The following is a 21,186-nucleotide window of genomic DNA, read 5'->3' as shown; positions in this document are numbered from 1 at the left end:
CGGCCTCGATCCGCGACCGCTGCGAGATCGGCCGGCCGTCCGGTGAGTTCTCGACAGGGTCAGGCAGGAAGATCCCGCCTGCGCAGCCCGACCAGGCCGGCGAAACCGACTACGACGGCGATCGCGAGCAGGGCGATCAACGGGCCGGCCGACACCGATCCGCCCGGCAGTGACGGGAGATGGCTGAACGGCGAGATGTCGCGGATCCAGCCGGCCGTGGCGACACCTGCGCTCACCAGACCGATCAGAATGCAGACAGCCGGTCCGGCCCACGAGGCCATCGAGGCCTGCGGGAAGAACCCGAAGATCGCGATCGCAATCGCCGCCAGCACCCAGACGGCCGGCAACTGCGCGAGCGCTGCGCCGACCAGCCGCGGCAGTTGCCCGCCGACATCGCCGATCGCGATGCCGTACGCGAGCCCTTCGGCCACACCAGCCGCCAGCAAGGCGACCGCCGGACCGAGCAGACTGAAGACGAGGTGGCTCGCGGCCCACTGCCACCGGCTCGTCGCGGTCGCCAGCACCGGCTCGACCCGCCCGCTGCTCTCCTCGACCCGCATCCGCAGCGTCGCCTGCACGGCGTACGCCGACGCGATCAACCCGACCAGCGTCATCACCCCGGCCAGGAACGAATCGATCAGTCCGGCCGACCCGCCCATCCGCTGGAACATCTCCTGGATGCTCGGATCGTCCTTCATCATGTCGCCGACACCTTCGGCGACCCCGCCGAACAACAAGCCCAGCAAGGCGAATCCGGTCGTCCAGGCGACGAGCAGCCCGCGATGCAACCGCCACGCGAGCGCCAGGGGCGAGCCGAGGTCGCCGTCGGCCGGGCCGAGTTTGTCCGGCAGCAGTCCGGCTCCCACATCCCGCTGCTTGGCGAGGCCGACAGCGGTGACGACCAGGGCGATGGTTGCTGCCAGCAACACGGCGGCCAACCACCAGCGGTTCTCGGCGTACGGGTGGATCTGCTGGGCCCAGCCGATCGGTGACAGGTACGACAACCATGCCAGCGGTCCGTCCGTGTGCGCACTGGTGTCGCCGGCGGCCCGCAGTACATAGGCTCCGCCGAGTACTCCGATCGCGATGCCACGTGCGGTCCCGGCACTCGCCGTCAGCTGAGCCGCCACGGCTCCTACTGCAGCGAAGAACCAGCCGGTGCCGGCGTACACGAGGCCGATGGCAACGGATCCGGCCATCGGCAGGTCCTGGCTGTGCATGCCGAGGGCAAGCAGTACGCCGAGGGCGAGGTTGGCGCCGAAGACCGTCAGGAGGGCGGCCGCGAGCTGTGCGTGCCGGCCGATGACGGTCGCCCCGAGCAACTCACGGCGGCCGGTCTCCTCCTCGACGCGGGTGTGCCGGATCACCGTGAGCAGGCTGATCAGCCCGACCATCACCGGCACGAACCCGAGCCGCCAGGTGACGAATTCGCCCAGGCTGGGGCCGGACAGTTCGCCGTACAGGGTGATGAAGCCGGCGTTGCCCGCATACTTGACGCGGGCGTCCGGCGTCGGGAACAGGTCCCCGTACTGCTTCACGTAGCTGACCGAGATCGCCACCAGCAACACGATCCACAACGGCAGCACGATCCGGTCGCGGCGCAGGATCAGGCGGATCAATCCGCGGGTGCCGGCGAGGCTCTTCACTTCACGGCCTCCGGCTCGTACAGCCGCAGGAACAGCTCCTCCAGCGAGGGCGGCTGGCTGACCAGGCTCCGTACGCCGATCTCGGTCAGGCGTCGCAGTACCGGGTTGATCTCGTCGGTGTCGACGTCGAACTGGACCTTCCCGTCGTTCTCCTTGAGATCGTGTACGCCGCTCAGCTGGGCCAGACCGTCCATCGGTCCGGCCAGCTCGGCCTGGATCGACGTACGGGTCAGATGCCGCAGCTCGGACAGCGTGCCGCTCTCGACCGCGCGGCCGGCCCGGATGATCGTGACCCGGTCGCAGAGCGCCTCGACCTCGGACAGGATGTGGCTGGACAGCAGCACGGTCCGGCCGTCGCGGTCGCTGATCTCCTGCACGACCTCGCGGAACACTTCCTCCATCAACGGGTCCAGTCCACTCGTCGGCTCGTCGAGCAGCAGCAGTTCGACGTCCGACGCGAACGCCGCTACGAGGGCGACCTTCTGGCGATTGCCCTTCGAGTACGCACGGGCCTTCTTCCGCGGGTCCAGGTCGAAGCGCTCGAGCAGCTCGGCCTTGCGCGCCTTGTCGATACCGCCGCGCATCCGGCCGAGCAGGTCGATCGCCTCGCCGCCGGACAGGTTCGGCCACAGCGTCACGTCGCCCGGAACGTAGGCCAGCCGGCGGTGCAGGTCGGTCGCGTCCGACCAGGGATCGCCGTCCAGGACCCGCGCGGTCCCCTCGTCCGCGCGGGTCATCCCGAGCAGAATGCGGATCGTGGTCGTCTTCCCCGCGCCGTTCGGGCCGAGGAACCCGTGCACCTCACCGGTTCGCACCGTGAGATCGAGACCGTCCAGGGCATAGGTCCGCCCGAACGACTTGACCAGACCTTCCGTGCTGATCGCAGCCGGCATGATCACATCTCCTGTTTCCGAATCTTGTCGATCTGTTCCGGGGTGAGTAGCGGGATCGCGAAGACCTCCATCAAGGCCTGACCGATCCGGTTGTAGCCCGCCGGTGTGGTGATGTCCTCGCCGAGCGCCTTCGAGACCTGCTCGCGGAAGACGAAGACGCTGAGCTTGATCGCGGTCAGCGCAGCGGCGTACCCGCGCAGGTCCTTCGGCTTGATGCCGTAACCCGTGGACCACGCCTCGACCGCGTCGACCCCTTCGAGGAACAGCGCGGTGGCGGTCTCCGAGCCGTCCATCATCGACCGGACGATGTACAGCTGCAGCGGGAAAGCGACGGGGTGGAGCGCCAGCGGATCGAGCCCGGCGAGATCACCCTGCTCGGTGAGCTCGGCGCCGATCTGGAGCATCCGCTCCTTCGCGTACCGGTCGCACGCCTCCCGCAGCTCCTCCTTCGACCCGAAGTGATGCCGCACCAGCCCCGACGACACCCCCGCCTCGGCAGCGATGTCCCGGATCGAGGCGCCCTCGATCCCACGCTCGCCGAACAGCTTGACCGCCGCATCCCGGATCCGGGCCCGGGCCGTCAGATCCTCCACCGACCGATCCATCCGCACTCCCTCCTACACAAAACAGCAAACTACTACACGATCGTGTAGTCAAGTCGAATCCAGAGGAAGCGGGATGCGCGGGAGTGGACCACAGCGAGACCGGTAAGAAGGTTACTTAAATGTGACAATGCCTCGTAGCTTGTTGACAGGAGAGCGCTTGCTGGTGTGGGTTCGTCCACAAACACCAAGACCGGCTGGGGAAGGTTGGGCGGGCCATGAGGAAGCTGTTGGCGGTGCTGGCGGCGTTGTGCTTGCTGGCTGTGGTGCCTGGAACGGCGTACGCACGGCAGCAGGAAGACGCGCCGGCGAAGAAGGTCATCAAGATCGGGGTGACGCAGTCGGTCGACTCGATGAATCCGTTCCTGGCGGTGCGGCTGGTGACCGGCTCGATCCAGCGGATGATCTACGGTTTCCTGACCGTGCCGGACTCGAAGACGCTGCAACCCAGCCCGGATCTGGCCGAGTCCTGGACGACGTCGCCGGACGGGCTGACCTGGACGTTCAAGATCCGGCAGGCGAAGTGGTCCGACGGCCAGCCGATCACGGCCGACGACGCGGCCTGGACGTTCAACAAGATGATGACCGACGACGGCGCCAAGACCGGCAACGGTCCCGCGGTCGCGAACTTCCAGAGTGTCAGCGCGAACGGTCAGGAGCTGACCATCAAGCTCAAGACCCCGCAGGCGTCGATGCTCGACAACCCGGTGCCGATCATGCCGAAGCACGTCTGGGAGAAGGTCAAGGACATCTCGAAGTTCGACGACGAGGTGTACCCGACCGTCGGCAGCGGGCCGTACGTCGCGGTCGAGCACAAGAAGGACCAGTTCGTCCGCCTCGAGGCGAACCCGACGTACTGGCGCGGCCGTCCGAAGATCGACGAGCTGCAGGTGATCTTCTACGACAACCCCGCGGCCTCGATCGTCGGGCTGAAGAAGGGCGACATCGACCTGATCGGCCGGCTGAACCCGCCGGACTTCGAGTCGTTGAAGGGTGACGACAACATCGTCCAGTGGAACACGCAGGGCCGGCGGGCGGCGTACCTGCAGATCAACCACGGCGCGACGACCAGCGACAACAAGCCGATCGGGGACGGCCACCCGGCGCTCAAGGACCCCAAGGTCCGCACCGCGCTGCACTACGCGATCGACAAGCAGAAGCTGGTCGACGAGGTCCAGGGCGGCCTCGCCACGCCGGCTGACGGGTCGATCATTCCGCCGCTGTACAAGGACTTCTTCTGGCAGGCCCAGGGCGACGAGAAGGTCACGTTCGACCTGGCCAAGGCCAACAAGATCCTCGACGACGCCGGCTACAAGAAGGGGCCGGACGGCGTACGGACGATGCCCGACGGGTCGCGCAAGCTGCAGTTCCGGTTCAGCATCCACACCGATACGCCGATCGAGGACAAGCTCGCGGAGTACCTGACGGGCTGGTTCAAGGAGATCGGCATCACGCTGACGACCAAGCGGCTCGACTCCAGCAAGTTCACCGAGGAGACCGGTACGACGGCGCTCTTCGACATCGCGATCAGCGGCTGGTCGGTGAACCCGGACCCGGAGGAGGTCCTCGGCACGCACCTGTGCAGCCGGCGTCCGACCGCATCCGGTCAGGGCGGCGGGACCGAGTCGTTCTACTGCGACCCGCAGTACGAAAGCCTGTACCTGCAGCAGCAGAAGGAGCTCGACCGGACCAAGCGCGCCGACATCATCAAGAAGATGGAGGAGCGGCTCTACACCGACGCCCCGGTCATCGCGCTCTACTACCCGAACGACCTCGAGGGCTACCGCAAGGACCGGATCGCCAGCATCACGCCGATCCCGGAGGACAAGGGCCTGCTGTACGGCGGGTCCGGGTACTGGCCGTTCTATACGCTGGAGGCGGTGTCGAAGGACGGCGCATCGACTGACAGCGGCGGTATGAGCGGCGGCGTCATCGCGGGCATCGCGGCGGCCGTGGTCGTCGTACTGATCGGCGGTTTCCTCGTACTGCGACGCCGTCAGGGCGCGGCTGACGAGCGCGAGTGAGCGCCGTCGAAGCGGTTGAGGGGACCCCGGTCGACCAGGTCCGCCAGATCCGGCATGGTCTGCTCCGGTACGCCGTCACCAAGGCGGGCGGGGCCCTGCTCAGCATCGCGATGGTGATCGTCGCGACGTTCTTCCTGTTCCGGCTGCTGCCGGGCGATCCGGTCCGGGCGCTGGCCCAGGGCCGGAACATGACGCCCGAGCAGCTGGATCTGGAACGGGCGCGGCTCGGGCTGGACAAGCCGATCCCAGAGCAGTTCGTGCATTTCGTGACGCAGACGCTGCGGTTCGACCTCGGCGTTTCGTACGAGTACAAGCGTCCGGTGGTGGATCTGATCGGTGAGCGGATCGGGTCCACGCTGCTGCTCACCGGTACGGCGCTGGTGATGGCGGTCAGCCTCGGTCTCTGGCAGGGCGCTCGCGCCGGATGGAAGCCGGGCAGCCGGTTCGACAAGATCTCGACCGCGATCTCGCTGGTGCTGTGGTCGGTGCCGACGTTCTGGCTCGGGCTGTTGCTGCTGATGGTGTTCGCGGCCGGGAACGGGCCGATTCCGGGGATCTTCCCGACGCGGGGGAGTTCGAGCGTCGACAAGCCCGACGGGTTCGCGGGCGTGCTGGACGTGGGCGTGCACATGGTGTTGCCGTGCCTGACGCTGGTGGCCGTCGTCTATGCGCAGTACCTGCTGGTGATGCGGTCGTCGGTGCTCGACGAGGTCGGGCAGGACTACATCACGACCGCGCGGGCGAAGGGTTTGCGCGATGACGACGTACGGCGCAAGCACGCCGTACCGAATGCGCTGCTGCCGACCGTGACGCTGGTGTTCATGCGGATCGGATTCGTGGTCGGGGGTGCGGTGACGGTCGAGGCGATCTTCAGCTGGCCGGGCCTCGGGCAGTTGTTCTACGAGGCGATCCGGGTGCCGGACTTCACGTTGATGCAAGGGACGTTCCTGCTGATCACGGTGTCGGTGATCCTGATGAACACGTTGGCGGACGTGGTGTACCACCTGCTGGATCCGCGGGTGAGGTCGGCATGAGCACCGTTGCCTGGGTACGGCGGCGTCGCGCCGTGGACCGTTTCTGGTCGGACTTCCGGACCCGTCCCGCCGGGATGGCCGGACTGGCGATCCTTGCGGTTGCCGTCGTACTGGCGTTGGCCGCGCCGATCTTCATCTCCGCGGACGTGACGAACGTGGTGAACGGGACGGGCGCGAAGATGGCGCCGCCGGGTCTCGACCACCCGCTGGGGACAGACGAGTCGGGACGCTCGGTGTTGTTGATGATCTGGTGGGGTTCGCGTACCTCACTGCTGATCGGGTTTCTGGCGGCGCTGTTGAGCATGGTGATCGGCACGGTGCTGGGAATCGCGGCCGGGCACTTCCGGCGGTGGACCGGTGCGGTGATCCTGCGGGTGACCGACTGGTTCCTGGTGCTGCCGTCGCTGGTGACCGCGTTGGTGCTGGCGGCGATCCTGGGCGGTTCGACCGCGACGATCATCGTGGCGATCGGGGTGACCTCGTGGCCGTCGACCGCGCGGCTGATCCGGGCGCAGACGCTGGCCGTCGAGGCGCGCCCGTACATCGAGAGATCGCTGGCGCTCGGCGGCGGGCACTGGCACATCACCACGCGGCACGTCCTGCCGAACGTCGCACCGTTGCTGTTGGCAAGCACCACGCTGGAGGTGGCGAGCGCGATCGTGACCGAGTCGACGCTGGCGTTCCTCGGAGTGAGCGCGAACAAGACCTCCTGGGGGACGATGTTGCGCGGCTCGTACGACTGGGGCGCGGCGACCGCCGGAGCCTGGTGGTACATCCTCGTGCCGGGTCTGTGCATCGTCATCGTGGTGATGGCTTTCACCTTGTGCGGAAGGGCTCTGGAGAGCGTCCTCAATCCCCGGCTACGAACTCGGGCGGTCTGATGCTGGAACTCGAAGACCTGTCCGTGACCTACCGCATCGCATCCGGCGATGTGCCCGCGGTGCGAGGCGTCTCGCTGTCGATCGCCGCGGGAGAGGCCGTCGGACTGGCGGGCGAATCGGGCTCGGGGAAGTCCTCGGTGGCGCTGGCGTTGCTGCGGTTGCTGCCGCGCTCGGCTGTCGTCGGTGGACGGATCCTGCTCGACGGCGAGGACGTCGTGACGATGAAGTGGGGCCGGTTGCGCGCCGTACGGTGGTCGTCGGCGTCCATCGTGTTCCAGGGTGCGCAGCACGGTCTCAACCCGGTGCAGCGGATCGGCGACCAGATCGCCGAGCCTCTGGTCGTACATCGGCTGGCATCGGGCTCCGCGGTTGACGCGCGGGTCCGCGAGTTGCTCGAACAGGTCGGACTGCCGGCCTGGCGAGCGCGCAGCTACCCGCACGAGCTGAGTGGTGGCCAACGGCAACGAGTGATGATCGCGATGGCGCTGGCCTGCTCGCCGCAGCTGATCATCGCGGACGAGCCGACGACCGCGCTCGACCTGATGGTCCAGGCGCAGGTGCTCACCCTGATCCGGGAGCTGATCGCCTCGCACGGGATCTCGCTCCTGATGATCTCCCACGATCTGTCCGTGCTGGCCGACGTCTGCGACCGGCTCGCGGTCATGTACGCCGGCCGGCTGGTCGAGATCGGCCCGTCGTCGGGTACGTTCAGCCACCCGTACAGTCAGGCGCTCGCGGCCGCGTTCCCGACCGTCGGCGATCCGGCGTCGCGGCTTGCTCCTCGGGGACTGGCCGGTGATCCGCCTGATCCGCAGCAGTTGCCGGGCGGTTGTTCGTTCCATCCGCGGTGTCCGGTCGCACTCGAGTCGTGCGCGACGGCCGACGTACAGCTCCGTCCGGTCGGCGACCGAGCCGCCGCCTGTGTCCTGGTGGGAGTGGATCTTGCTAGAGGCAACTGATCTGCACGTCGAGTTCTCCGGCCGCGGCGGACGCCGGGCCCGCGCCGTCGACGGCGTCAACCTGTCCATCGGCGCCGGCGAGATCGTGGCCCTGGTCGGCGAATCCGGCTGCGGCAAAACGACGCTCGCGCGCACCCTCCTCGGCCTGGAACGCCCCACCTCGGGCCAGATCGGGTACGACGGCACGCCGCTGAGCTACTCCGGCCGCGCGTTGAAGGCCTTCCGGCGCCAGGTCCAACTCGTCCTCCAGGACCCGATGGGCTCGCTCAACCCCCGCCATACCGTCTACGAGGCAGTTGCCGAAGGCCCCCGCATCCACGGACTCCCCGACGAGGAATCCATCGTCTCGTCGGCCCTTTCCCGCGCCGGCCTACGCCCGCCGGAGCGCTTCTTCCACCGCTACCCGCACGAACTCTCCGGGGGACAACGCCAACGCGTCGTCATCGCCGGCGCGCTCGCGCTCGATCCCAAGGTCCTGATCGCCGACGAACCCGTCGCCTCCCTGGACGCCTCGGTCCGCGGCGAGATCCTCTCCCTGATCCTCCGCCTCCGCGACGACCTGGGCCTGTCCGCCCTGGTCGTTACCCACGACCTCGGCCTCGCCTGGAACATCGCCGACCGGGTAGCCGTCATGTACCTGGGCCGCATCGTCGAGTCCGGCCCCACCGAAACCGTCCTCACCAACCCCCAGCACCCCTACACCCAGGCCCTCCTCTCCGTCCTCCCCGACTCCCCCCAACGCATCGTCCTCACCGGCGAACCGCCCGACCCCACCCACATCCCCACCGGCTGCCGCTTCCACCCCCGCTGCCAACTGGTAGCCGCCAACAAAGGCACCCCCGCCTGCACCTCAACCCCCCTCAAAATCCTCCCCGCCACCCTGAAACCCCAGGTCGCCTGCCACGTAGCCACCGACTAGCTCGACGCCGCGCACGCAAGGTCAGGTGGTTCTCGTGCTTGACAATAGTTAACGACTGATAGAACTATTGCGGGATGGTGGAAGATGCGGTGGATCGGTTCTTCGAGGTTCTGGCGGATCCGACTCGGCGGCAGGTCGTGCGGTTGCTGGGGGAGGGGCCGCGGCGGGCCGGGCAGTTGGCGATGGCGACGGGGGCGTCTTCGCCGGCTATGAGCCGGCATCTGCGGATCTTGCTGGAGGCCGGTCTGGTTGCCGATGAGCGGGTTCCGGACGATGCCCGGGTTCGTGTCTTCCGGCTCAATCCTGAGCCCGTTGTCGCCGTACAGGCCTGGCTCGATCAGGTCCAGGCGCACTGGCGTGACCAGTTGGGCTCGTTCAAACGCCACGTCGAGCAGAGGGAGTCCTGATGACCGAGCAGTCAGCCACTGTGTCCGTCGAGGTTGCGGTCGAGCCACCGACGGCGTTCAAGATCTTCACCGAGGAGATCGACCTGTGGTGGGTGCGTGGGCCGATCAACTTCTGGGACTCCGCCCGCGCGACCGAAGTACGGATCGAACCAGGCGTCGGCGGTCGCATCCTCGAGATGTACGCCGATGATGACGCGCTGGAGCGCGGCGTGATCACAACCTGGGAGCCGGGCGAACGGCTGGAGTACCGCAGTTCGGTCGACGACACCGAGACCACGATCACCTTCGATCCCGTCGACGGCGGCACTCGCGTCACCGTGGTCGAAGCGCTGGTCGACGGCGGTACCCGGGCCGACTACTCGTGGCAGAACGTCCTGTACTGGTTCCCGGCCTGGCTCACCCGCCGGGACACGGCGCCGGCGACGCCGCGCGAGGTCGGCCGGCTCGCAATCGCCTTGTCCTACGAGGATCCCGCCGCCGCGGCGCGCTGGCTGCACTCGGTCTTCGGCCTGGAGACGTGGGACCGCATCCCGGAGGAGGGCCGGCAGCCGACCTGGATCGAGCTCCACGCCGGCGTCTGCTCGATCATCCTCCTGCAGCGAGCCGAGAAGGGCGCTCCAGCCACGGATCACGCCGCCTGGGTGTACGTCGACGACCTCGACGCGCACTTCGCGCACAGCCAGGAAGGCGGGGCCAAGATCCTGCAGGAGATCCACCAGTACGGCTTCCGCTCGTACGAGGCCGAGGACCTCGAGGGGCACCGCTGGACCTTCCTCCAGGCCCGTCCGACGCAGCCATGACCGAACCATCCGCGACCGCATCCGTCGAGGTCGCTGTCGATCCGGGTACCGCGTTCAAGGTCTTCACCGAGGAGATCGACCTGTGGTGGGTACGCGGCCCGATCAACTTCTTCGACGCGGCCCGCGCCACCGCGATGCAGATCGAGCCCGGGGTGGGCGGTCGCGTCCTCGAGGTGTACTCGCTGCCGGACGACGTGCTCGAGATCGGCAAGATCACCGACTGGGAGCCCGGTGCGGTGTTCGCGTACCGCAGTTCGGTCGACGACACCGAGACCCGGATCGACTTCGAACCGATCGACGACGGCTGCCGCGTCACCGTCGTACAGTCGCTGCTCCCCGACGGCGAGAAGGCGTTCTACTTCTGGCGAAACGTCATCCACTGGTTCGTGGCCCGGGCGAACGCATGACCGAAACCCCACTCACCGGCGGCCGCCTCACGCCCGGGGTGGTGCGGGTCGGCAACACAGTACGCCGGCCCGCATCGAGCGCATCGCCTGGTCCTACCGTGAACACGCCTTCACCACAATCAACCGGCAAATTTTCGAGGCTGCGCTTTAGCTACAGGCGGCCGGCTTTTTTCAGGGACAGGTAGGTGTCGGCGAGGGCGGGGGCTATGTGATCGGGGGGTTCGTCGATGACTGTGGCGCCGGCTCGGGTGAGGGTGGCGGTCAGGCGGTCTCGGTCGAGGCGGGTGCGGGCGGCGGAGGCTGCGGCGTAGACGTCCGGTAGGTCGGTGCGGGTGGACTCGAGTTCGGTGAGGCGAGGGTCGGCGACAGACGCCAGGAGTACGACGTGGCGGCGGAGCAGGGGGCCGATGACAGGCAGGAGGGACTCCTCGATCACCGCGGGATCCAGACCGGTCAGCAAGACCACCAGAGAGCGTTGACCCAGCCGCTCCAGCACCTGCGACACCACGATCCGGAAGTCTGTCTGCACCAGCTCGGCCTCGACGTTCGCCAGTGCGTTGACGAACGACGGCAGTACGTCCTGCGGCGCCGGACGTCGTACGTCGGCACGCACCGCGGAATCGCAAGCCAGCAAGGAAACCCGGTCCCCGGCACGCGTAGCCAACGCAGCCAGCAGCAACGCCGCGTCCATCGCATGGTCCAGCCGCGGCGCATCACCGACACGCCCAGCGGTCAGCCGGCCGGAGTCGATCACGATGACGACCTGCCGATCCCGCTCCGGCCGCCAAGTGCGCAGTACTACGTTCCCGCGCCGGGCAGTAGCCCGCCAGTCGATGCTCCGTACGTCGTCACCAGGTACGTAGTCCCGCAGCGAGTCGAACTCAGTGCCCTGCCCGCGCACCAGCAGCGCAGTACGCCCGTCCAGCTCCCGCAGCCGAGCCAACCGCGACGGCAGGTGCTTCCGGCTGTTGAACGGCGGCAGTGCCCGCACCGTCCACGGCACCTCATGCGACCCCTGCCGCCCCGCAAACCCCAACGGACCAAAGGCCCGCACAGTCACCCGCACCGCGTGCCGGTCACCACGCCGCGTCGGCACCAGATGGCTCACGAGCCGCCGACGTTCACCAGACGGCAGATCCAGCTTGTGCGGTGGGTCCTGTACGCCGGCAGAAGGCGGCCAGGCGTCCCGCAGCCACCCGCGCACCCGGCGTCCCGGGTTGGTGATCAGCAACTGCACAACAGCCTGCTCACCGAGCCGCACGGCGTTGTCGCCGTCCCGACTGAACTGCAGCCGCCGCGGCGACCCAGCCAGCAGCATGTCGACCAAGCACACCAGCAGCACGACAGCAACGACCAGACCGACCCCAGCCCACGACGGCATCACCAGGGCGACGAACACCACGCCGGCCCCAGCCAGCACCCCAGTCCGCCCGGTGAGCACCATCAGCGTGGGACCGGCACCGTAGCGAGCACGCTCTCCAGTACTGCGTCCGCGCTGACACCCTCGAGCTCCGCCTCCGGCCGCACCTGGACTCGGTGCCGAAGGCAAGGACGCGCCATCGCCTTCACATCGTCCGGAATCACGTAGTCCCGTCCGGACAGCCACGCCCATGCCCGCGACACCGCCAGCAACGCGGTCGCGCCACGCGGCGACACCCCGAGCTGCAGCGACGGCGACTGCCGCGTCGCCCGGCACAGGTCCACCACATACGCCAGTACGTCGTCCCGCACCGCAACCCGCCGTACTGCGTTCTGTCCGGCCAGCAGATCCTCCGGACCGGCGACAGGCCGCAGTCCAGCCGCCTCCAGGTCCCGTGGATCGAACCCCTGTGCATGGCGAGCGAGTACTGCGATCTCCGCGTCGCGCGGCGGGATGTCCAGCGTGACCTTCAGCAGGAACCGGTCCAGCTGGGCCTCCGGCAACGGATAGGTGCCCTCGTACTCGATCGGGTTCTGCGTGGCCGCCACCACGAAGGGCACGGGGAGCTTGCGTGGCACACCGTCCACGGTGACCTGCCGCTCTTCCATTGCCTCCAGCAACGCCGCCTGCGTCTTCGGGGGCGTCCGGTTGATCTCGTCCGCCAGCATGATGTTCGTGAACACCGGCCCCTGCCGGAACTCGAACTCCGACGTCTTCGCGTCGTACACCAGCGAGCCGGTGACATCACCCGGCATCAGGTCCGGCGTGAACTGCACGCGCTTGGTGTCCAGCCGCATCGCCATCGACAGTGCCCGCACCATCAGCGTCTTCGCCGTCCCAGGCACGCCTTCCAGCAACACGTGGCCGCGGCAGAGGAGAGCGAGCACCAGCGCGGTCACTGCGGTGTCCTGACCGACCACCGCCTTGCCGATCTCGGTCCGCAGCGCGACCAGCGCCTGCCGGGCCTGGTCGGCGGTGACCTCGGTAGTCGTCACGGGTGTCGTACCTCCTGCGTCAGTACGTCTAGTTCCTGGGACAAGGACATCAGCGCGGCGTCTGTGAGTGGCGGCAGGCCGTAGAGCAGTTCGTACAGCATGACCGGGTCCCGCCCGGTCCGTGCGGCCACCGTCGCTACCACTGCGGATGGGTCGGCCCGCCGGGGGATGCCGTGCGCCTTGTGCAGCTGGCCGAGCGCCGACTCGCGTAGTGCCGCGGCAGCGCGGTCGCGGGCTCGTGAGCGCCGGTAGAGCCTCGCCCGGCCCTCAGTGGTCTCAGCCGCATGCACGATCACCGGCAACCGCTCCGCCACCACAGGGCCGAGCCGCCGCCCACGCCAGATCGCCACGACCAGTACTGCGAAGGCCAAAGCCCATCCGATGTAGCGAACATCCGGCGGGATCAGCGGAGCACTATCGGAGTCATCCGTACCGGTGTTGGTCGACTCCCACTGAGGCAGGTACCAGGTCAGATCGTGGTGGGTGCCGATCAGGTTGAGCGCCAGCGCTGCATTGCCGTCATCGGCGAGCTGAGCATTGGTGAACGACCCCGGCGTACCGACGACATCGACGATCCGGTCGCCGACCGCCAACCGGATCACCGTGCTGTTGATGCCGTCGCCGTAGCAGGCCGAAGCCCCTGAAGGCGCGGTGTACGTCGGGCCGCCGACAGTGGCTGTGCCCGCCCGGACGGCAGCCGGCAGATCGCACCCGGCCTCACGGCTACGTGACGTCAGCACGTCGCCCGTCTGCTGCACACCGGGCGCGAGAATCTCCAAAGCGCGGCTAGCGGGGCGGATGAGCACCAGGTGGCTCCAGCGAGCCTGAGCGATCCGCTCCAGATCGGGGCGACCGAGCGACCCGGCCGGGCCGATGATGAGCGCCTTGCCCTCTCCTGCCGGTACGGCGTCGTCCAACGTCTCCGTGCTGTGTACGTCGACGCCGTGGTTCTTCAGCAACGCTGCCAGCGCCCGGGCCCCGTCCGACTCGGTCGAGTCCGGACTGAACGGCCCCGAGGTCCGCGCCGACGTAGCGATCAGGAGGACGATCGCCGCCAGCACGATGAGCCCTGTAACGAGCAGTGGTGTCCGCAAGGCCCGCCAGCTCTCGCCGACGTTCCGCCCGAGCGGCGTGCTCATACAGCCACCCGTGCGGTCCGTGCAGCCTCGTCGGCAGCCACGACAGCGGCATACCGCTCCGGTGTCCCCGGACGGTTGCCGTAGACAACCTCTGTGAACACCAGTGCGGCGGGTTGCAACGGATCACGCAGTACGGGCGCGATACGCGACGCATCGGCAACCACCTCGTACGCCGTACGCCCCGCCCGCTCGTCCAGCACGGTCCGCTCGGTCAGCTCCGCCACACACGCCCGGAACCGGCTGCGGATCGCCAACGCGTAGTCCCCGGACGCAGCCTCCCGCTCCGCCAGTGCGCGGTACTCCGCGGCGCTCTGCGGCCGGGCCGTGTCGAAAACGGCCTGCGACTTCACTCTGCGACTGGTCCGCAGTACGCCGGCCCGCCACAGCACCACGAGCACCACCAGCACGAGCAAACCGATCAGCATGGCCAGACCGGCGTGCCCGTTGGGCGATGAGCCGGTCAAGCTGTCCAGGAGATCGCGGATCCAGTCCAGCACCTTTCCGATCGCCTTCTGGATCAGCGAGCCGCCGGAGTCCCGGTACGTCGACTTGGAGAGCTCCTCGGCGGCCTCACGGGCGGCCCGCTCCCGGTCGATGTCGACGGGCGGCTCCTGCAGGAAGAGGATCACGCGGTCTCCTCAGGTCGCAGTGCGGGACGCATCCACAGGTCGAGACCTTCCCGACGTACCCGAAGGTCCAGGTAGATCAGGGCCTGTACGGCGGACATGAACGCCAGGCTCGCGATCAGTGTCATCAGCGTGGCGAACCCCACCGCCAGACCCAGCACGACTGTCACCACGGTTGCCCCACTGCTGTCGCTGCTGTCGGCCCACGACCCGACGGTGATCACCAGCGACGTGATCCCGAACTGCAGCGCGTAGCCGATGATGTTCACCACCAGCCCGCCGAACAGCAGGATCCCGAACACCCGCCAGAACTTCCCCCGCACCAGCTGCCAGGACCGCCGCAGCGCTCCCCAGACGCCGACGCGGACGGGAATGTAGAGGCCGATCTGCGGCGCGTGCCGGCCCTCCATCAGTACGACGGTCCCGGCCAGGACGAGCCTGATCCCGAAGATCAGCACGAGTACGCCGCCGACGATCATCATCACGACCGCCACCGCCCCGGCCGCATCGGAGGAGATGGCAGCGTCCGCTCCGGCGCCGATCCCGAGCACTGCGAGCCCCCAGCCGCCGATGAGCAGCATGAACGACAGCGACTGCATCAGACCGACAACAGCCAGTGCGGGCAGCGCAGGCCGGACCAGCCGCATCAGCTCGCGCGGACCGACCCGATGCGCCAGCTGACTCCGCACCGCGGCCAGGGCGATGATTCCGGACAACATGCTCGACACGACCGAGAACAGCACCACCTGTACGCCGTACGTGAGCAGCAGGGCCGCACCGGCCTGTCCGAACGGGTCGTCAGCCCCGAAGAACCCGGGCAGCCCACCCGGTACGGCGACCTCGGTCAGAACGGCCTGCACCGCCACCAGGGCGATCCCGGCCAGCACCGGCAGGCCGAGCATGATCGTCTTGTTGTCGGAGATGGTCCGGGCGGCGTTGTCGAGCAGATCCGCCGGCAGCCACGGCCGCAGCGGCTCAGTGGCCACGTCGTCGTGCAGGTGCATGTTCTGGTCGGCCACTGCGTACCTCCTCCCCGCCTGACTCCCCGGCTGAACCGTCGTGCCGGCCGGCACGTGAGTTGTGGTGAACCCCGGCAGTGCACCATGATCCCGGATGATCACAGCCCAACTCGGGGTCATACGGCGATCCGGCGTGTGCACTACCGGGGGAATGGGACACTATCCGTAGTGCGTACGGTCTGGGACCCGCCGGGCGCACACCGATCGGACGGCAAGGAGTAGGGCGTGGCAGACGGTAACCGGACGATGCGGGGCCGCATCCTCATCGTCGACGACGACACTGCGTTGTCGGAGATGCTCAGCATCGTGTTGCGCAACGAGGGCTACGACACCTATCTGGTCGCAACCGGTGACAAGGCCGTGCCGGCCTTCCGGGAGTTCAAGCCCGACCTGCTGCTGCTCGACCTGATGCTGCCCGGCATGGACGGGATCGACGTCTGCCGTGCGATCCGGGCCGAGTCCGGCGTGCCGATCGTGATGCTGACCGCCAAGAGCGACACCGTGGACGTCGTGCTCGGCCTGGAGTCGGGCGCCGACGACTATGTCGTCAAGCCGTTCAAGCCGAAGGAGCTGGTGGCCCGGATCCGGGCCCGGCTGCGCCGGATGGACGAGCCCGGTCCGGAGTCGCTGACCATCGGCGACCTGACCATCGACGTGGCCGGCCACTCGGTGAAGCGGGCCGGCGAGACGATCCAGCTGACGCCGCTGGAGTTCGACCTGCTGGTCTGCCTGGCGTCGAAGCCCTGGCAGGTGTTCACCCGCGAGGTGCTGCTGGAGCAGGTCTGGGGCTACCGGCACGCGGCCGACACCCGCCTGGTGAACGTGCACGTCCAGCGACTGCGCTCCAAGATCGAGAAGGACCCGGAGCACCCGGAGATCGTGGTCACGGTCCGCGGGGTCGGATACAAGGCGGGTGCGGACTGATCGAGTACGGACGCGGCCAAGAGTCGCAGGCTGTCACTGGTGACTCGGCAACCGGACCGGTGGTCGAGGACCACGCCGGCCACCAGCAGGGACAGCCGACGGCACCGCCCGAGAAGGAGGTGGCCGAGTCCCGCGGGACGGAGCTGGAGCTGACCGCCGCCGCGGCGGACTGGTCTGCCCAGCCACAGCCGATCTGGCGGACACACCCCAAGCACTGGCCGGATATCTGGCGCCGCTCCATCCAGGCCCGGATCGTCACCGGCACCCTGCTGATGTCGACGCTGGTCCTGATCCTGGTCGGCTGGGTGATGATGAGCCAGGTCACAGACGGCGTCCTGGAGTCACGCCGGACCAGCGCACAGGCCGAGGTGCGGGCGCAGCTCGCCCAGCTGTCCATCACGATCGACGCCGCGAACCGCAACACCATCAACCAGCAGCTGTCCGAGCTGGTCCTCGGCTCCAACCGCCCGGGCCTGTACGACGTCCTGCTGGTGCCGACCGACCAGGCGGCGTCCAACGCGATCCGCTACACCGGTCTGGTCGACAGCGACTCGATCCCGCAGGCGCTGGCGTCCTCGGTGATGAGCGACGACTCCAAGCTGTACGACACCTACACCGAGATCAACTACCGCGACGCCCCCGGCGTACCGGGGCTGGTGATCGGCTCGCAGATCCGGATCAACTCCACCGGCGACCGGTACGCGATCTACTTCCTCTTCCCGCTCACCGCGCAGCAGGAGACGCTCGACGTCGTCCAGCGCGCCCTGGTGACCGCAGGTCTGTTGCTGATCGTCCTGCTCGGTGCGGTGGCCTGGCTGGTCACCCGTCAGGTCGTCACGCCGGTCCGGATGGCCCGGCGGATCGCCGAGCGGCTCGCGGCCGGCAAGCTCGAGGAGCGGATGCAGGTCCGGGGTACCGACGACCTGGCCCGCCTGGCGGTGTCGTTCAACAAGATGGCGTCCAACCTGCAGCGGCAGATCCGCCGGCTGGAGGAGCTGTCCCGCCTGCAGCGCCGATTCGTGTCCGACGTCTCGCACGAGCTGCGCACGCCGCTGACCACCGTCCGGATGGCCGCCGACCTGCTGCACGAGAGCCGCGACCAGTTCGACCCGATCAGCCGCCGCTCGGTCGAACTGCTGCAGAACGAGCTCAACCGCTTCGAGGAGCTGCTCGCCGACCTGCTGGAGATCAGCAGGTTCGACGCCGGCGCCGCCGCGCTCGACCTCGAGGACGTCGACCTGCGCGACATCGTCAGCCGAGTGCTGGAGAACCACGAGACCCTGCTGCACCGCAAGGGCTGCGAGGTCCAGCTGGACATGCCGGCGCCCTGCCGCGCCAAGGTGGACTCGCGCCGGATCGAGCGGATCCTGCGCAACCTGATCGGCAACGCCATCGAGCACAGCGAGGGCCTGCCGATCCGGATCAGCACGGCGTACGACGACGACGCCGCAGCGGTGGCCGTCCGCGACCACGGGGTCGGGTTCCGCGCGGAGGAGGCGGAGATGGTGTTCAGCCGGTTCTGGCGGGCCGACCCGGCCCGGGCCCGGACCACCGGCGGCACCGGCCTCGGCCTGTCGATCGCGCTCGAGGACGCCCGGCTGCACGGCGGCCGGCTGGACGCCTGGGGCTCGCCCGGCGACGGTGCGTACTTCCGGCTGACGCTGCCCCGCCGCCCGGACGTGTCGCTCACGGGCTCGCCGCTGCCGCCCCGGCCGGCCGACGCGACCCGGGTCGTGACCGAGCTCGTCGACGTCGGAGCGCCGTACCAGAAGCTGAACGGCGGTGAGGACCGGTGAGGCGCAGGTTGCTGGTGGTCCTGCTGGCTGCCGTGACGCTGCTTGCCGGCTGCGCGGCAGTGCCGACCAAGGGCACGATCCGCAGCGGAGAGCGGCAGGGTCGCGCGCAGGACCTGGGCGGCGTCGGTGTCGAGGCGAAGCCGCCGCGGCCGAATGTCAGCGCGCTGGCCATCGTGAGCGGGTTCCTGGAAGCCATGTCGGACTCGCAGGCGTACGACGTCGCGCGGCAGTACATGACGCCGGATGCCGCGGCGAAGTGGCAGCCCGAGAAGCAGACCGTGGTGTACGACCAGAGCCCGGACTCCCTCACCGAGAAGGGCAACGGGATCCAGCTGACCGCGCAGAAGATCGCCACCATCGGCGAGCGCGGTGAGTGGATCCCGGCGGCGGCGACCGACCGGGCCGACTTCTTGTTCAAGCTGAAGAAGATCAACGGACAGTTCCGGGTCGACAGCGTGCCGAACGGCGCCTACCTCGGCAGCAACCAGGTCGACCTGAAGCTCGCACCCCGCGACCTCTACTTCTTCAACCAGACCCGCAACGTCCTGGTGCCCGACCCGGTCTACCTGCCGCAGAACCTCTCTCCGGGGCAGGGAGCGACGCAGCTGATCCAGGAGCTGCTGAAGGGCCCGACCAGCCGGCTCGGCAACGGCGTGGTCACTCTGGCTCCCCCGGGGACCGAGGTGCAGGTGTCCGTGCCGGTCGACTTCGGCGTGGCCACAGTGGCGCTCAACGACAGCGCCGGCGCGCTGCGGGATCCGGACAGACGATTGCTGGCCGCTCAGATCGTCTGGACGCTCAACCAGCTCAATCTGCGGGCCAAGATCACCGTCGGCGGCGCACCGTTGCTCCCGGACGACCCGGATGTGCTGCCGTTCGCCAACTTCAGTCAGTTCGACCCGCAGGTGTCGGTCGGGTCCCAGACCAAGCTCTACGCCCTGCAGCGCCAGAAGGTGCAGCGCATAGCCGGGATGGACGGGGCCACGGAGATCTCCGCCCAGCCGTTGAACTCCAGCCCGCTGTGGGCGCACAAGGCCGACTCGTTCGCGGTCAGTCTGCGCGGCGAGGCCGGGGCGATCGTCACAGCCGGCGGTAAGGAGGTTCTGTACGCGCCGCTGGAGCCGACCGACAAGGACGCCGACGCCGTCTCGATCGCGGTCGAGGGGAAGACGCTGCAGCCGAGCTTCGACAACCAGGACAACCTGTGGATCCTGGACCGGGCCGACAACCCGCACCCGCGGTTGCGGGTCCGCAACCACGACGGCCGTCTCACCCAGGTGGCGGTCAACTTCAACGGGGACACCCCGCTGGACCTGCGGATGGCGCCGGACGGCGTCCGGGCGCTCCTGGTGATGAAGCCGAAGTCCGGCGGCCAGAACGAGGTGGAGACCGGCGCGATCCAGACCACCGGCAGCGGCAAGCAACTGGTGCTCGCGCAGCTCCAGCCGTTGCGGCTGCAGCTCACCAACATCACCGACGCGGCCTGGAACAAGCAGGGCATCGTCGTCATCGGGGCGAGCAGCTCGGTCAGCAACTCGGCCCAGCAGGCCTGGCTGGTCAACACCGACGGGTCCAGCCTGCAGCTGCTGCCGGGTTCGACGCCGGACTTCCGCCCGCTGTACGTCGCCTCGAACGCGAACAAGGACACCCTGCCGGTGATCGAGGACGACGCGGGCCGGATCCACTGGCTCAACAAGGAACTCACCTGGGTGACCATGGACGCCGACAACGCCTCCGTACCCGCCACGCCCGTCTACCCGGGCTAGCCCGCGGTTGTCCACAGGCCGGCGACCGCCCGGTTGCGGGCAGAGGGCCGGGTCGCCGATGGTGGTCCGGTGCCGGTCCGGGACGCGTTCGTGGATCTCGTCCTGGGCGGCCGGTGCGCGGGTTGCGACCGGCCTGGCGTGACTCTCTGTGATGGTTGCCGTCGGCTAGTGACGACGTTGACTCCGTTCCGTACATGGCCCGACCCGTGCCCGCCCGGGCTCCCGCCGCCGACCGCCGCCGCGCCGTACGCCGGGGAGCTCCGCGGGCTGATCCTGGCGCACAAGGAGCACGCGCGGTACGCGCTGGCCAGGCCGCTGGGGCAGGTGCTGGCAAACGCCGTCCGGACGGCGCTGGGGGACCGGCGGGCCGGCTGGTTGTGCCCGGTGCCGTCGTCGCCGGCAACGGTTCGGCAGCGCGGGCACGATCCGCTCCGCCGGATTACGAAGGCTGCCGTCAGATCCCTGCGCAGGCAGGGAATCGACGCGCGGCTGGCCGGCGCGCTGCGCGTCGTACGGCGTCCCGACGACCAGGCCGGGCTGTCCGCGGAACGCCGTACCGCCAACCTGGACGGGGCTTTCGGCCTGCGTTCGCGCTGGGCTGAAACGCTGATCGATCAACCGGTCTTGCTGGTGGACGACGTGATCACCACCGGTTCCACGCTCAGCGAAGCCTGTCGCGCCTTGGAATCCCGGGGTGTTCCGGTCCTCGGCTGTGCCGTCCTGGCTGCGACGCAACGGCGTTCACCGTCTGGTTCATGAGAACTTCCCTACCGGTTTTCGCCGAAGCCGACTAGCGTTGGCCTATGACACCCGCACGGGCTTGTCGGGCAGTGGAGTGGCGCAGGACCGGATCAGCCGGATTCCTGGCCGCGGAGTCCGACCGGCGCGATCGCGGGTGTTCTCGTTTCGGGCGCCCCAATCGCCACCGA

The 21,186-nt window shown here is 68.5% G+C and carries 20 protein-coding genes; 12 read left to right on the top strand and 8 right to left on the bottom strand.

Going from position 1 to position 21,186, the window contains the following annotated elements; translation table 11 throughout:
- Positions 1–59 precede the first annotated feature (59 nt).
- The 3 genes from ACIA58_RS29230 to ACIA58_RS29220 are packed head-to-tail and all read right to left on the bottom strand — an operon-like array spanning position 60 to position 3,144.
- A complete protein-coding gene (locus tag ACIA58_RS29230) occupies positions 60–1,646 on the bottom strand; it encodes an ABC transporter permease (RefSeq protein WP_396407009.1) in 1,587 nt (528 codons plus the stop codon).
- On the bottom strand, positions 1,643–2,539 hold the full coding sequence (locus tag ACIA58_RS29225) for an ATP-binding cassette domain-containing protein (RefSeq protein ID WP_396407008.1): 897 nt from the start codon (positions 2,537–2,539) through the stop codon (positions 1,643–1,645). The genes ACIA58_RS29230 and ACIA58_RS29225 overlap by 4 nt, the downstream gene beginning before the upstream one ends.
- 2 nt (positions 2,540–2,541) lie before the next feature.
- Positions 2,542–3,144 carry a TetR/AcrR family transcriptional regulator gene (locus ACIA58_RS29220; RefSeq protein WP_396407007.1) on the bottom strand — a complete coding sequence of 201 codons (603 nt, stop codon included), beginning with the start codon at positions 3,142–3,144 and terminating at the stop codon, positions 2,542–2,544.
- 215 nt (positions 3,145–3,359) lie between these two features.
- Here ACIA58_RS29220 and ACIA58_RS29215 point away from each other — a divergent pair, with 215 nt between their 5' ends.
- The 8 genes from ACIA58_RS29215 (at position 3,360) to ACIA58_RS29180 (ending at position 10,572) form a co-directional block, all read left to right on the top strand.
- Positions 3,360–5,165 carry an ABC transporter substrate-binding protein gene (locus tag ACIA58_RS29215; protein WP_396407006.1) on the top strand — a complete coding sequence of 602 codons (1,806 nt, stop codon included), beginning with the start codon at positions 3,360–3,362 and terminating at the stop codon, positions 5,163–5,165.
- On the top strand, positions 5,162–6,199 hold the full coding sequence (locus tag ACIA58_RS29210) for an ABC transporter permease (protein WP_396407005.1): 1,038 nt from the start codon (positions 5,162–5,164) through the stop codon (positions 6,197–6,199). Before ACIA58_RS29215 ends, ACIA58_RS29210 begins: the two co-directional genes overlap by 4 nt.
- On the top strand, positions 6,196–7,080 hold the full coding sequence (locus ACIA58_RS29205) for an ABC transporter permease (protein ID WP_396407004.1): 885 nt from the start codon (positions 6,196–6,198) through the stop codon (positions 7,078–7,080). The genes ACIA58_RS29210 and ACIA58_RS29205 overlap by 4 nt, the downstream gene beginning before the upstream one ends.
- A complete protein-coding gene (locus ACIA58_RS29200) occupies positions 7,080–8,039 on the top strand; it encodes an ABC transporter ATP-binding protein (protein WP_396407003.1) in 960 nt (319 codons plus the stop codon). Before ACIA58_RS29205 ends, ACIA58_RS29200 begins: the two co-directional genes overlap by 1 nt.
- Positions 8,023–8,958 carry an ABC transporter ATP-binding protein gene (locus tag ACIA58_RS29195; protein ID WP_396407002.1) on the top strand — a complete coding sequence of 312 codons (936 nt, stop codon included), beginning with the start codon at positions 8,023–8,025 and terminating at the stop codon, positions 8,956–8,958. Before ACIA58_RS29200 ends, ACIA58_RS29195 begins: the two co-directional genes overlap by 17 nt.
- Before the next feature lie 74 nt (positions 8,959–9,032).
- Positions 9,033–9,365 (top strand): ArsR/SmtB family transcription factor, encoded by a 333-nt coding sequence (locus tag ACIA58_RS29190; RefSeq protein WP_396407001.1) that lies wholly within the window; start codon positions 9,033–9,035, stop codon positions 9,363–9,365.
- Positions 9,365–10,165 carry a VOC family protein gene (locus ACIA58_RS29185; RefSeq protein WP_396407000.1) on the top strand — a complete coding sequence of 267 codons (801 nt, stop codon included), beginning with the start codon at positions 9,365–9,367 and terminating at the stop codon, positions 10,163–10,165. Before ACIA58_RS29190 ends, ACIA58_RS29185 begins: the two co-directional genes overlap by 1 nt.
- Positions 10,162–10,572: a hypothetical protein gene (locus tag ACIA58_RS29180; protein ID WP_396406999.1), complete on the top strand. Its 411-nt coding sequence runs from the start codon at positions 10,162–10,164 to the stop codon at positions 10,570–10,572. The genes ACIA58_RS29185 and ACIA58_RS29180 overlap by 4 nt, the downstream gene beginning before the upstream one ends.
- A gap of 151 nt (positions 10,573–10,723) precedes the next feature.
- On the opposite strand, the gene ACIA58_RS29175 is transcribed toward ACIA58_RS29180, so the two are convergent.
- Genes ACIA58_RS29175 through ACIA58_RS29155 form a run of 5 tightly spaced genes read right to left on the bottom strand, consistent with a single transcriptional unit; the run spans position 10,724 to position 15,771 of the window.
- Positions 10,724–12,016, bottom strand: a complete 1,293-nt coding sequence (locus ACIA58_RS29175; protein WP_396406998.1) for a DUF58 domain-containing protein — start codon at positions 12,014–12,016, stop codon at positions 10,724–10,726.
- Complete coding sequence (locus ACIA58_RS29170) at positions 12,016–12,987, bottom strand: AAA family ATPase (protein ID WP_396406997.1); 972 nt, start codon at positions 12,985–12,987, stop codon at positions 12,016–12,018. The genes ACIA58_RS29175 and ACIA58_RS29170 overlap by 1 nt, the downstream gene beginning before the upstream one ends.
- A complete protein-coding gene (locus ACIA58_RS29165; protein ID WP_396406996.1) occupies positions 12,984–14,126 on the bottom strand; it encodes a DUF4350 domain-containing protein in 1,143 nt (380 codons plus the stop codon). Before ACIA58_RS29165 ends, ACIA58_RS29170 begins: the two co-directional genes overlap by 4 nt.
- Positions 14,123–14,755, bottom strand: a complete 633-nt coding sequence (locus tag ACIA58_RS29160; protein ID WP_396406995.1) for a DUF4129 domain-containing protein — start codon at positions 14,753–14,755, stop codon at positions 14,123–14,125. Before ACIA58_RS29160 ends, ACIA58_RS29165 begins: the two co-directional genes overlap by 4 nt.
- Complete coding sequence (locus ACIA58_RS29155; RefSeq protein WP_396406994.1) at positions 14,752–15,771, bottom strand: hypothetical protein; 1,020 nt, start codon at positions 15,769–15,771, stop codon at positions 14,752–14,754. Before ACIA58_RS29155 ends, ACIA58_RS29160 begins: the two co-directional genes overlap by 4 nt.
- A 246-nt stretch (positions 15,772–16,017) precedes the next feature.
- Here ACIA58_RS29155 and mtrA point away from each other — a divergent pair, with 246 nt between their 5' ends.
- The 4 genes from mtrA to ACIA58_RS29135 all read left to right on the top strand — a co-directional run bounded on the left by mtrA (position 16,018) and on the right by ACIA58_RS29135 (position 21,016).
- Entirely contained in the window at positions 16,018–16,695 is a 678-nt protein-coding gene (gene mtrA, locus ACIA58_RS29150; RefSeq protein WP_130445425.1) for an MtrAB system response regulator MtrA, read from the top strand.
- 59 nt (positions 16,696–16,754) lie between these two features.
- Positions 16,755–18,491, top strand: a complete 1,737-nt coding sequence (gene mtrB / locus ACIA58_RS29145; RefSeq protein ID WP_396406993.1) for an MtrAB system histidine kinase MtrB — start codon at positions 16,755–16,757, stop codon at positions 18,489–18,491.
- The gene (locus ACIA58_RS29140) at positions 18,488–20,257 is read left to right on the top strand and encodes an LpqB family beta-propeller domain-containing protein (protein ID WP_396406992.1); all 1,770 of its coding nucleotides are present in this window, start codon (positions 18,488–18,490) and stop codon (positions 20,255–20,257) included. The genes mtrB and ACIA58_RS29140 overlap by 4 nt, the downstream gene beginning before the upstream one ends.
- Positions 20,258–20,425: 168 nt before the next feature.
- Entirely contained in the window at positions 20,426–21,016 is a 591-nt protein-coding gene (locus ACIA58_RS29135) for a ComF family protein (protein WP_396406991.1), read from the top strand.
- Positions 21,017–21,186 lie beyond the last annotated feature (170 nt).

The organism is Kribbella sp. NPDC051586 (assembly GCF_044453965.1).
Taxonomy (GTDB): Bacteria; Actinomycetota; Actinomycetes; order Propionibacteriales; family Kribbellaceae; genus Kribbella.
The sequence above is the reverse complement of the archived record's forward strand: the minus strand, read 5'-3'. Positions and strand labels throughout refer to the sequence as shown.